This is a genomic window from Flavobacterium sp. (assembly GCF_031409475.1).
Taxonomy (GTDB): Bacteria; Bacteroidota; Bacteroidia; order Flavobacteriales; family Flavobacteriaceae; genus Flavobacterium.
The window spans coordinates 37,718-51,336 of sequence record NZ_JANNXH010000004.1 but is presented as its reverse complement, the minus strand read 5'-3'; the positions used below and the strand labels follow the sequence as shown (position 1 = coordinate 51,336).

At 33.8% G+C, this 13,619-nt stretch carries 8 protein-coding genes; 3 read left to right on the top strand and 5 right to left on the bottom strand.

Annotated features, from left to right (window positions below):
* Nucleotides 1–62: 62 nt before the first annotated feature.
* From RMO53_RS00980 to RMO53_RS00960, 5 genes are all read right to left on the bottom strand, one after another.
* Nucleotides 63–1,898, bottom strand: coding sequence for a glycoside hydrolase family 13 protein (locus tag RMO53_RS00980; protein ID WP_310377481.1), 1,836 nt, complete (start codon nt 1,896–1,898; stop codon nt 63–65).
* Between the two features lie 112 nt (nt 1,899–2,010).
* Entirely contained in the window at nt 2,011–4,317 is a 2,307-nt protein-coding gene (locus RMO53_RS00975; protein WP_310377480.1) for a glycoside hydrolase family 65 protein, read from the bottom strand.
* A gap of 69 nt (nt 4,318–4,386) precedes the next feature.
* On the bottom strand, nt 4,387–5,043 hold the full coding sequence (gene pgmB, locus RMO53_RS00970; RefSeq protein WP_310377479.1) for a beta-phosphoglucomutase: 657 nt from the start codon (nt 5,041–5,043) through the stop codon (nt 4,387–4,389).
* A 17-nt stretch (nt 5,044–5,060) separates the two neighbouring features.
* On the bottom strand, nt 5,061–6,422 hold the full coding sequence (locus RMO53_RS00965) for an MFS transporter (RefSeq protein WP_310377478.1): 1,362 nt from the start codon (nt 6,420–6,422) through the stop codon (nt 5,061–5,063).
* 194 nt (nt 6,423–6,616) lie between these two features.
* Entirely contained in the window at nt 6,617–7,642 is a 1,026-nt protein-coding gene (locus RMO53_RS00960) for a LacI family DNA-binding transcriptional regulator (RefSeq protein WP_310377477.1), read from the bottom strand.
* Between the two features lie 237 nt (nt 7,643–7,879).
* Between RMO53_RS00960 and RMO53_RS00955 the strand changes: the two genes are divergently transcribed.
* The 3 genes from RMO53_RS00955 to RMO53_RS00945 are packed head-to-tail and all read left to right on the top strand — an operon-like array spanning nt 7,880 to nt 13,569.
* Entirely contained in the window at nt 7,880–10,816 is a 2,937-nt protein-coding gene (locus RMO53_RS00955) for a SusC/RagA family TonB-linked outer membrane protein (protein WP_310377476.1), read from the top strand.
* 11 nt (nt 10,817–10,827) lie between these two features.
* The gene (locus RMO53_RS00950) at nt 10,828–12,429 is read left to right on the top strand and encodes a RagB/SusD family nutrient uptake outer membrane protein (RefSeq protein ID WP_310377475.1); all 1,602 of its coding nucleotides are present in this window, start codon (nt 10,828–10,830) and stop codon (nt 12,427–12,429) included.
* An 18-nt stretch (nt 12,430–12,447) separates the two neighbouring features.
* Nucleotides 12,448–13,569, top strand: coding sequence for a SusE domain-containing protein (locus RMO53_RS00945; RefSeq protein ID WP_310377474.1), 1,122 nt, complete (start codon nt 12,448–12,450; stop codon nt 13,567–13,569).
* The last annotated feature ends 50 nt before the right edge of the window (nt 13,570–13,619 follow it).

Sequence of the window (13,619 nt, the reverse complement as noted above, 5' to 3'; positions counted from 1 at the left end):
TTGTTTTTTTTGAACCATATAAGGCATATAAGTTCATTTAAGTTTTTCTTTTAAGGTTTAACTTAGTGTAATTCCAATATCAAAACCGATTTTGGCTCCAGAGAAATTTCTTTAGAGATGTCAAATTTTTGGTCTGTAACAACTTCTTTTCCAGTTTTATAGTCGCCAATATTTTCTTGAAATCTATTGGTTGGTATTGTTCTAGTTTCGTTGCTGTTGTTTATTAAAACCATCACGATTTGGGAAGCATCGTATCTAAAATAGACATAAATATTATTTTCAGGAATGTAATGTGTCATTTTCCCGTAATGGACAGCAGTAGTTTTTTTTCTCCAATTGAATAATTTAGATGTAAAATCAAAATATTCGTTTTGTATTTGTGTTCTTCCTTCTTTGGTAAACGCATTATTAGTATCTCCTTCCCAACCGCCAGGAAAATCTTGACGAATATCAGCATCACCTTTATCTTTGTTTCCTGCCATTCCTATTTCGGATCCATAATACAACTGTGGTGTTCCACGAACTGTTGCCAGAATTGCCATTGCCATTTTATACTTTCGAATGTCGTTATTATAAACATGATTTATTCTGTGAGTATCATGATTTTCGGCAAAAGTCAGCAAGTTGTTTGCATTTGGATAGAGAAAATCATTGGCAAAATTATCGTAGATTTTCATCATTCCTCGTTCCCAATTGCCTTCGTCTTCGTTAAAAATTGTCAGAAGCGCATCGGATAAAATAAAATCCATAACGCTTGGTAAATGCGAATTAAAGTTTTGGATTTTACCTATTGGACTGTCCTTTTGCCAATACGAAAGTTGGGATTGATCACGCATGGAGATTTCACCTACGATGTTGAAATTAGGATATTCATCAGTGATGGCTTTGGTCCATTTTGCAATAGCGCTTGGCTCTGCATAATTGTACGTGTCCACTCTTAACCCATCTAAATTTGCGTATTCAATCCACCAAATGGCGTTTTGTATAAGGTATTTTAGTACCAAAGGATTTCGTTGATTCAAATCGGGCATCGAGGGAACAAACCACCCATCGAAACAGGCTTTTGTATCAATTTTTGAAGCGTAATTGTCGTGAACGAGCGTCCTTTTATGATTGGTTTGCGTATAATTTTCGAATTGATTAATCCAATCGTGAGTTGGTAAATCTCTGATCATCCAATGTTCTAAACCCCAATGATTCGTGACATAATCCAAAACTAATTTCATTTTTCGTTTATGTAATTCCGAGGCTAAATGCACATAATCCACATTGGTTCCATAACGTGGGTCAATTTTATAAACGTCAGATTGAGCGTAAGTGTGATAGGAATATTTGGCGTCATTGTCCTCACACAATGGTGTGCTCCAAATGGTTGTTACGCCTAATTCTTGAATGTAATCTAAATGGTTTATGATTCCTTGTATATCTCCACCATGTCTTCCGCCTGGCAATTCACGATTGTATTTCTCGGTTGTTGAATTATCAGAGTCGTTGTTTGATTTTCCATTCGAAAATCGATCGGGCATTATTAAATACATCATATCCGATGCGTCATAACTTTTGCGTTGTGCTGAATTTTTATTTCGTAGTTTTAAGGAATAATTTTGCGTAAATGTTGTTTTGTTTTTGTCTTTGAAAGTGAAAACAAAATTGGTGACTGGAATATTTTTGGTGTTAATAGTAACAAAAAGGTAATTGGTATTTTCAGGTTTTTTTACATCAGTAATTTTAATATTATTAGAAACTGTAACTTGTAATTGTGCAATATTTTTGCCGTAAAACATGATTTGCAATTCGGGGTTTTGCATTCCTGCATACCAAAATGGAGGTTCTACTTTTTCGATTTGTGCAAACATATTATAAGTTGTAAAAAGGATGAGTAAAATTATCTTTTTCATTTGATAAATAATTAATTTTAATTCAACTTTATTATTAAACCATATAAGGCATGTAAGTTCATTTAAGTTTTCTTATTTGTCCTTAATGCCTTATATGGTTTTAATTTTTTAGCTAGACTACAACAAGACTATTTGGTTCTACCAAAACCGCTTTTTGATTAACATAAACGGTTATTCCTTTATTTCCTTCTAATGAAAACTGGATGTCGTTATGAGTTACAGAAATTGTTACTATTTGATTTCTAAAATTAATTTTAAACGAATAGCCTTTCCATTCTTTTGGAATTTTAGGGGAGAAATGGAGCGCATCATTTTTTACTCTCATTCCACCAAAACCTTCTACAATACTCATCCAAGTTCCAGCCATAGAGGTGATATGACAACCTTCTTCTACCTCTTTATTGTAGTCGTCAAGATCCAATCGAGATGTTCTTAAATAAAAGGTATAAGCCATGTCCATCTTGTCCAACTTTGCTGCTTGAATTGAATGGACGCATGGTGAAAGCGAACTTTCATGAACGGTGAATGCTTCGTAAAATTCGAAATTGCGTTGTAATTCTTCTTTTGTGAAATGCTCTTCAAAGAAATAAAAGCATTGTAATACATCGGCTTGTTTGATGTATGGGGAACGTAAAACTCTGTCCCAAGACCATTTTTGATTTATGGGTCTTTGGCTTTTATCAAGATCTTTTACCAATACTAAATCTTTGTCTAAGAAGCCGTCTTGTTGTAAATAGATTCCAAGTTCATCAGATTTTGGAAAATACATATTGCCCGAAACTTTTTTCCATTCTTTTAGTTCAACAACGGATAAATTAACTTTTTCTACGATTCGTTTATGATCTAAAGGATATTCGAGAGCAACTTTTTGAATTTGTTCATAGGTATAATCGATACACCATTTCGCTATAAAATTGGTATAAAAATTATTATTTATATTGTTCTCGTATTCATTTGGTCCGGTAACTCCTAGAATCACAAATTGGTTTTTGTCTTTCGAAAAGTTAGCTCTTTGATGCCAAAAACGCGCAATCCCTATCAAAACTTCCAAGCCTTTTTCAGGAATATAGCTGTAATCACCGGTAAAACGATTGTAGTTGAAAATAGCAAAAGCGATTGCGCCATTTCTATGGATTTCTTCGTGCGTGATTTCCCATTCGTTATGGCATTCTTCGCCGTTCATGGTCACCATTGGATACAAAGCGGCTCCATTTGTAAAGCAAAGATTTTTTTGTGCGTTTTCAATGGCTTTGTCCAATTGATTGTAACGATAGGTCAAGAGGTTTCTCGCTACTTGCTGGTCTTTTGTAGCCATGTAAAACGGAATGCAATACGCTTCGGTGTCCCAATACGTGGAGCCACCATATTTTTCGCCGGTGAATCCTTTTGGGCCAATATTTAATCTAGAATCTTTGCCAAGATAGGTTTGATTTAATTGAAAAATATTAAAACGAATGCCTTGTTGTGCTTTAACATCACCGTCAATAGTGATGTCTGACATTTCCCAAATTTTTGCCCAAGCTTCGATTTGGTTTTCCAGCAATTGGCCGAAGCCTATTGTTAAAGCTTGTTTTATTGCATTTTCTGCACCTAATAGTGTGTTTTCATGGTTTAATGAAACAGTATAACCACCTATTTTTTGAATGGATGATTTTTCCCCTTTTGCAACGATTACATCATAACTTACGGTTATTTTTTCGGTAGTTGTTTCTGAATTTATTGGTGATAAGTTGAGGTTTTTACCATTAGAAAAAACACTGTTATGCATAAATGTGGTAACTTTAAAATGCGTTTTATAAGTTTGAGCCGTTACAAATGCTTCATTACCAGTTCTTTTTACTTCTAATGGTTCCCAAAATTTTTCGTCCCAGTTTGCATCTTCATTGGTTACACCAGCATCAATATAGGGTTTGTAAACAATTTTTGCATCTTTGTTTAAAGGTGTAATTTCGTAATTTATAAGCCCAACTTCATCTAAATCTAATGATAGAAAACGGCGCACATTTACGGCAACTTGAGTTCCGTTTTTCATCGAAGCTTCGAACGATCTGTTGTACCAACCTTCTTTCATATTCAACTCCCGACGGTAATTTTTTATTTCGGTGCATTGATTTAAATCCAGGTTTTCACCATTTATTATAATATCAATTCCTATCCAGTTTGGGGCATTGAGTACTTTGGCAAAATATTCAGGATAACCGTTTTTCCACCAACCCACTTTGGTTTTATCCGGATAATAAATACCTGCAATATAACTGCCTTGAAAGGTTTCTCCAGAATAGGTCTCCTCAAAGTTTGCTCTTTGTCCCATAGCACCATTGCCAATACTGAAAAGGCTTTCTGATGATTTTACGCTTTCTTTATCAAATCCTTCTTCAATGATGGACCAATTGTCTGGTTTTATATAATTTTGATTCATTTTTATTCTAGTTTAAAAACTTAAAAATTTTAAGTTTAGAAAGTCTAACCTTAAAACTAATAAGGGTTTTTAATTTTTAATTAAAGCATCAATAAAATGCTCGTCTATAAAGGTAAAGTCTTTGAAAATAAATTGTGATTCACAAAGAATTTCTTCCTCGCCAATTCCTACACTTATCATATTTGCAGTATTTGCAGCTTGAATTCCCGCAACAGAATCTTCAAAAACTATTGAATTTTCTGGGTTCACGCCTAATAATTTAGCGGCATTCAAGAAAACTTCTGGATCTGGCTTTGCATTTGAAACATCATTACCATCAACAATTGCATCAAAATAACTGATGATTCCAGTTTTCTCTAATATTGGCCTAGCATTTTTACTGGCGGATCCTAAAGCAATGGCTTGACCGTTTTCTTTCAAATATTTTAAAACAGGATAAACTCCAGGTAAAATTTCACTTTGATCGATGTCTACTAGATAAGATAAATAGTCTTCATTTTTTTGAAAAAGCCATTTGTTTTTATCTTCTTGCGAAGCTTCGATTTTGCCTAATTCTAATATAATATCTAGAGATCGCACTCGGCTTACGCCTTTTAATTCCTCGTTGTGTTCTGGTGTAAATTCGATTCCGAGTTCTTGAGCTAATTTTTGCCAAGCCAAGTAGTGGTATTTTGCGGTGTCAACAATAACTCCGTCAAGATCGAATATGAAAGCTTTTTTATTCATTTATATAATTCTAAATTTTAATTTTTTTCTTCGTCATTATCATTGACTTTATAAACCAAAAGGGCTGCAATTATAAAACTTACGCCACTTGTTATCAGTGCATAAATTGCATTTCCGTTATAAAAATATTCTACAATTGGACCTCCAATTAAAGCATTGATAATTTGTGGAATCACAATAAAAAAATTAAAAATACCCATATAAACACCCATTTTCTTTGGTGCTATTGCCCCAGCAAGAATGGCGTATGGCATGGCTAGAATACTTGCCCAAGCAAATCCAACGCATATCATAGAAAGGACTATCCAGTTTTCATTTGGCATAAAATAAATGGAGATTAAACCGATGCCACCAACAATTAACGAAAGGGAATGGGTTTTTTTTCTTCCAAATATTTTAGCTAATCTGGGTAATAAAAAGAGCGCTACAAGCGCGGATACTAAATTGTAAACTCCAAATAATATCCCAACCCAGTCACCAGCATCTTGATATTGTTTGCTTGTATGATCTTCAATAGCAAGTCCATAAGTATGATGTGCAATTGCAGGAGTTGTGAAAACCCACATTCCAAAGAGTCCAAACCAAGAGAAAAACTGTACCCAACTTAATTGACGCATTGTAGTTGGCATTTTCTTAAAATCTGTAAAAATATCGGATAATTTAGATTCGGTTTCAATGGCTTCATTTTCTAGGGCTTTTGAATGCGCTTTTTCATCGTCAAATTGTGCCATTTCTTGGGGCGAATACTCTTTGGTTGTGAAAAGGGTAACCATTATAGAAGCAATTAAAATGACAGCGCCAAAAATAAATGATAATGTTAAATTAAAAGGGACTTCGCCTAGTGGCGCTTCATTTGAAATTCCAAACCATTTCGTAAAAACATAAGGCAATGCGGAACCGATAACAGCTCCAAAACCTATTAATGCAGTTTGAATACTAAAACCCGAAGTGCGTTGATCGTTTCTTAAATTATCTCCTACAAGTGCACGGAAAGGTTCCATGGCAATATTAAACGAAGCATCCATAATCATAAGCATTCCTGCTCCAACCCAAAGTGCTGGTAGAATTGCTGTAAAAATATTTGCTTGAGGCATCAAAACTAATCCTATTGATGCTAAAACGGCACCGATTAGGAAAAATGGTTTCCTTCTTCCAAATCTTCCCCAGGTGTTGTCACTGTAATGACCTATGATGGGTTGAACTATTAATCCCATAAGAGGTGCAATCATCCAAAACCACGAAAGTTCGTGAACATCGGCACCAAAGATTTGAAGAATTCTGCTAGCGTTAGCATTTTGTAGGGCAAACCCCATTTGTATTCCTAAGAAACCGAAACTCATATTCCAGATTTCCCAGAAACTTAATCTACGCTTTTCCATTATCGTAATTTTTAAATGATGGTACGATAAGCGCGATGCTTATCAAAACTTGACTTATTGTTCGAAGTAAAAGTAAAAGCTTTGATTGGGGAGTAAATATATAAATTTATTTTACTTGTTTGTTTTTTTTAAGTAAAGTTGGAATAGAATTATTAACTATAACGTAATAGTTTAATAAATATGTTTTTAATAGGCTAATTAGTTGATTCTCTTTCTATCAAATGGGTTTCTATTAATACTGTTTTGTAATCCTCTTCGTCTTCAATTTCTTCTTCAATTTCCAATCGATTGATAAGGATTCTCGCTGCAGTATTTCCCATTTCTATACCATTTTGAGAGACTGTAGTAATTGTTGGTGTAGAGTATTTTGAAATTATTCCATCAGTAAATGCAATTACGGCTAGATCCTGAGGCACTTTTAACCCCAATTTATTTGCGGTTTTAATAATGGTTACTGCAAATAATTCGTTTACTGCAAAAACGGCGTCAACTACTTTTTCTTCGAGTAATTTACCTATAATTATTTCACAAGTATCTACGTTTTCGATTTTAATAATTAAACTTTCGTCAAACGGCAATCCGTTATCTAGCAATGCTTTGATGTAGCCATCTGTTCTTAATTTTCCGACGCTTACATAATCAACGGTTGTTACAAGCGCGATTTTTTTCTTGCCTTTGTTGATTAAACTTTGAACGGCGTTGTATGCCGCTAATTTATCATCAATGATAACTTTATCGCAAAGAATTACATCGGTTACTCGATCGAACATAACTACTGGCATTCCTTGTTGAATAACTTCGGTGATATGATGAAAATCTCCTTTAAACTGGGTCTCTTTGGATAATGACATGATAAAACCATCAATGCTTCCATTGGCTAATAATTCCATATTAAGTACTTCCTTATCGAAGGAATCGTCAGAGAGGCAAATGATAACGCTATAGCCATTTTCATTCGCAATTTGTTCAATTCCATTGATTACAGTGGAGAAAAAATGGTGTACAATTTCTGGAATAATAAGTCCTATCGTTTTGGTCTTTCTGTTTTTTAGGCTCAGCGCAATATTGTTGGGTTTGTAGTGATAAAATTTAGCAAATGCTTGTACTTTTAGGCGAGTATCTTCGCTAATTTCCATACTGTTTCTTAACGATTTAGAAACTGTTGATATGGAAACTCCGAGTTCTTTAGCAATTTGTTTGAGGGTTACTTTTCGTTTCATATTGTAAATTTGATAAAAATCATTTTCGTAATAAAAGTAAAATTAATTTTCATTTATGGCAAATTTATTCCTAAATATTGTGAATAATAAAGAAAGTTTTCAACACTATCACGTTTTCGTAAATTAATAGAAACTGCCAGATGTCGAAGCATGTTAATAATTATTTAGTTTTGACGTTCGAAGTAAAAGTAAAACAAATTTTTTTAACTAAACTCAAAATTAACCTAAACAAAAAGTATGAAAACAATTTACAAAAAGTTGTTATTTTTATTGCTGCTACTTCCTTTTGGTCTTCTGGCTCAGAATACACTAAAAGGAACTGTTCTTGATAAAGCATCAGGACAACCCATTCCGGGAGTAAATATAAATGTACAAGGCGGTACAAATAGTACAGCATCAGATTTTGACGGAAAATTTCAATTATCTAATGTTAAAAGTGGCGATAAAATCGTTTTTTCTTTCATTGGATACTCAGATCAAACCGTTGTGTACAGTAATCAAACAACAATATCAGTATCGCTTGAAGAATCTGCTAATGAACTAAAAGAAGTAGTAGTTCAAGTAGGTTATGGTTCTGTTAGGAAGAAAGACGCAACAGGTGCAGTTACTGTAATTACTACAAAAGATTTTAATAAAGGTGCCAATGTTACTGCTGAGAATCTCTTAAGCGGTCGTGTTGCAGGTTTGACCGTAAATACTAGTGGCGCACCAGGTTCTGGATCTCAAATTAGAATTCGTGGAGGTTCATCCTTATCTGCTTCAAATGATCCTTTGATTGTAATTGACGGTCTACCAATCTCGAGCAAAACAAATACGGGTTCTACATCAGTTTTAGCTTCTTTGAACCCAAATGACATTGAGAGTTTTTCAGTTCTTAAAGATGCCTCTGCAACCGCTATTTATGGTTCTAGAGCATCAAATGGGGTGATTATTATTACCACTAAAAAAGGAGGAAAAAAATTATCTGTTGACTATAATTTTCAATATGGTTCAGGTCAATTAGTAGATAAAGTAAAAGTCTTTAATGCAGATGATTATAGAATTTTAATCGAAAACAGATATCCAGCTCAAGTTTCAAAATTAGGAACTTCAAGAACGGATTGGCAAGATGAAATCTATAGAAAGACTGACTTTATTGACAATAACTTATCCTTGAAAGGAAATTTGTTCAAAGCCATTCCGGCACGTTTGTCTTTTGGTAACACGTATCAACAAGGGTTAAGATTGACCAATGTTTTTAATAGAAATACGATTTCAACAACATTAAGTCCATCTCTTTTTAAAGATCATTTAAAATTTAGAATCAATGCAAATTATGCTAATGAAAAAAACAGATTTGCTGATGGTGTTGAAGGTTCTGCTATAGGGTTTGACCCTACGCAACCTGTAACTACAGGAAACGCAGCTTATGAAGGGTTTTTTGAATATTATACGCCAAGCGCAACAAATCCTCTAGTTCTTGGACCAAGAAATCCAGTGGCACAATTATTACAAACCAATGATACGGGTGTTAATAATAGAATTTTTGGTAATGTAGAAATGGAATATAAATTTCACTTTTTGCCTAGTTTAAAAGCAGTAGCTAACGTAGGTTATGATGAAGCAAATGGAGTAAGAAACACTTTGGTTTCTAGATTTGCTGCTTCAGGACCAAGTAACAATAATATTCCTTATGGTAAAAACGAACATTCGGAAAAAACAGTAAAAAACAAATTGTTTGACGGCTATTTGAATTACAATAAAAAACTAGGAAAAATAAATATTGATGCTACTGCAGGTTACTCGTATCAAAAATTTCAAGCCCAAAATTATTATACGAGAAACATACTTCAACCTGATAATATAGGTGAAGAAACCGACATAGATACCGATGTTGTTTTGATTGGTTTCTTTGGTAGAACTAATTTTAGTTTTAACGACAAATATTTATTAACCTTCTCTTACAGACGAGATGGTTCATCAAGATTTAGTGAAGACAATAGATGGGGTAACTTTCCAGCAGCAGCTTTTGCATGGAAATTAAAAGAAGATTTGTTTAAAAACTCTAAAGTAATCTCAGATTTTAAACTTCGTTTAGGATATGGAATTACTGGGCAACAGGATATTTCTTCAGGAGATGACCCAAATGCAAATGTATATCTACAAAAATATATTAATGGTGATGGAAATTCACAATATACTATAGGAACAATACCATTATCAGTTGGATTTTCTACCGCCTATAATCCATTAATTAAATGGGAAGAAACTACCACTTATAATGTGGGTATTGATTACGGATTGTTTGATAATAGAATAAGCGGAAGTTTAGAGGCCTTTTACAAAGTTACTAATGATTTATTGGTAAAATCAGCAATTCCAGATGGAAGTAATTTTTCTAATCGAGGATATCAAAACATAGGTAGTTTTACAACAAAAGGGTTAGAATTTACATTAAATGCAGAATTGTTTAAAACAGAGGATTTTACTTGGAATGTAAACTTTAATGCGACTAAATTTGAAAGAAGAATAGACAAGTTAGCCTTAAATTCTGATATCCTTTTAGGAGGAACAGGAGCTGGAACTGGTGGAACAGTTCAAATTTTTAGAGAAGGATTCACTCCTTATGCATTTTATGTTCGCAAACAATTGTACGATACATCAAACAATCCTATCGAAGGTGCTTTTGCCGATTTGAATGGAGATGGTGCTATCAATGATAAAGACCGATACATTTATAAAAATCCAGATCCAGACGCAACTTTTGGATTTGCTTCTAACATGAATTACAAGAACCTTGATTTTTCATTTAATATGAGAGCAAGTATTGGAAATAGAATTTATAATGGTGTAAATGCGGCTAACGCTCAATACGACAACGTTTTAAATGGTGTAATCAGAAACATTCCATCGGCTGTAACTCAAACTAATTTCAACACTACTTCAAATGTAGTTTTGTCTGACCTTTATATTGAGAATGCTTCGTTTTTAAAATTGGACAATGTTTCTTTGGGATACACTTTCCCTAAATGGTTAGAAGGTAAAGCATCGTTGCGATTGTTTACAGGAGTTCAAAATGCTTTTGTACTTACAAAATATTCTGGACTTGACCCCGAAATTACAAATGATGGTCGCGACCAAACCATTTATCCAAGACAACGATCCGTCTTATTTGGAGCAAACGTAAAATTTTAATATAAAAAATCATGAAAAAAATTAAATTAAATCTATTGTGCCTTTTAGGACTAACATTAGTACTTAATTCTTGTACGAGTGACCTAGAAGTAGTGCCTAAAGATGATGATATTTTTACATCTGAAGCCTTTTTTGCACAACCTGGAGCTTACAAAAAAGCATTGGCAGGAGTTTATAGCAACTTCTCCTTAACAGGAACTGGTGGAGCAGGTTCTTCTTCATTAGAAGGAATCGATGCAGGAACAAGTCAATATGGTAGATGCTTATGGTATTTACAAGACCTAACTTCGGATGAAATTATCTGGAGTTATGAAAATGATCCTGGAACAAGAGAATTACAAAGAAACATTTGGACTGCAGAGAATCCTGTAATTTTAGGAATGTTTAGTAGAGCAATGGTTGGTGTAGCAATTGTAAATGAGTTTTTAAAACAAACCACACCAGAAAAATTAAGCACAAGAGGTGTAACTGAAACGGCTTTACTTAACGATATTGCATTGTATCGAAAAGAAGCTAGAGTTGCCAGAGCATTAGCATACTATAATATGATGGATTTATTTGGTAAAGCACCTTTTATAACCGAGTCTGACCCAGTGAACTTTGCTGGAATTCAATACGACAGACAACAGTTATTTACTTTTATAGAAAGTGAATTAATAGCTTTAGTACCTGACTTAAAAGCGCCAAGAACGAATGAATATGGTAGAGTAGATCAGGCTGTAGCTCGAATGATTTTGGCCAAAATGTATTTAAATGCACAAGTTTTTATTGGAGCTCCAAAATACAGTGAATGTGTAACACAATGTAATGCAATAATTGCGGGTGGTTATGCATTAAACGAAAACTATATGAACAATTTCAAAGCCGATAATAATTTATCTTCAGAATTGATTTTTTCATTTCAAGCCGATGGTGTAGTTACACAAAATTACGGACCTACAACCGTTATGGTTAATGGATCAGTAGGTTCATTAGAACAAAACGGCACTTCACTAGGTGTTGGTTCTGGAGGTTGGGGTGGAGCAATACGATTGCGTAAACAATTTGTTCAAAAATTTGACGGATTAGATTTTGACTATGATTCAAGAAAAACAATTACAGGTGGTGGACCTCGATCATTGGAAATTTTAGATATAGCAAACAGAAATCAAGGTTATATTTTGACAAAATATTCTAATGTTAGTTCAACAGGAGTTCCTGGTGGGAATTCAACTTTTGTAAACACGGATTTTCCACTTTTTCGTTTGGCAGATGTTTATTTAATGTATGCTGAATGTGCATTAAGAGGAGCAACAGGAGCAACAACATCTCAAGGTCTTACATACGTAAACGCACTTAGAGAAAGAGCAAACGGAGGCAATTTTGCCAATGTAACAACAGGACAAGTTACTCTTGATTTTATACTAGACGAAAGAGCTAGAGAATTATATTTAGAAGGTCATAGAAGACAAGATCTAATTCGATTTGGCAAATATACTGGTGGAGTTTACAATTGGGCTTGGAAAGGAAATGGCACAAATGGAATTGCTATTTCTAATAATTTAAAAGTATTTCCAATACCATCAGCGTCATTAGCAGCAAATCCAAATTTAACTCAAAATACAGGTTACTAATTTTAAAAAACTAATAAAATGAAAAATATAATAAAATCTATTTTAGCAATTGCCCTAATGACAGGGTTTGTATCTTGTGAAGACGAACAAGAATTATTGTTAACTAACCCAGAAGGATCATTTTCAATCACAACTCCCATTACTGGCGAAGCAATTGTACTTAATGAAACTACGCCAACAAATCCAGGGATTTCATTAACATGGTCTCCAATGGATTATACAACACAGTCTGTAGTAACTTATACCGTTGAATTAGCCGCAAATGGTTCTAATTTTGCAAGCATTCAAGAATTAGGAACAACTACAAATCAGTTTATTACAATCCAATCTGCACAATTAAATCTTGCTGCATTAACAGCAGGAGCAACACCTTTTGCACAAAGTCCGGTAGATATTAGAATTAAAGCAACATCAGGAACAACGGGTACACAACCTGTTTATTCAAGTACTCTAACGTATTTAATTACAGCTTATGGATGTTTAGGACAATATGCAGTAGGCGCAGGTATTCCTAGTGCTGGTTGGAACTGGAACACTCCATTGAGTTTAATTTGTGACAATAAAATTTTAACGGTAACAGCAACATTAGCAAATGATACTTTTAGATTTTTTACTACAAAAGGCGACTGGAATACAGGTAGAAATTACCTTTATTATGCCAATGCGGGTTATAAAATAAGTTCGACTTTAGAAAATGCTAATGACGGAGATAAAAACTTTAGATTTACAGGAACTCCTGGAGCGTATCGATTGAAAATCAATGAAAATGACAAAACAGTTACTGTAGCACAAGGTACAACTGCTGCAAATTCTCAATGGTTAGTTGGAGCAGCAACACCTGGTGGTTGGTCTTGGTCAGGAAGCAATGAAACCGAATTTGCATTAGTATCAAACGGAATTTATGAAGTACCACTTAAATTAAACAATGGAGAAACTTTTAGAGTTTTTCTTGGAAACAATGGTGGAGATAGTTGGGGATTAGGAGATAGAAATTACTTGTATTATTCAGGTAATGGTTATACAATTGATTCCGAATTAATTAACGCGAATGATGGCGATAAAAATTTTAGATATACTGGGCCAACGGCTTTAAGATTATTAACTATTAATTCTGTTACAAAAACAATAACAGTAGATTAATAATCAAATAATTATCATAAAAAGGATTGAGTTGAGACTCAATCCTTTTT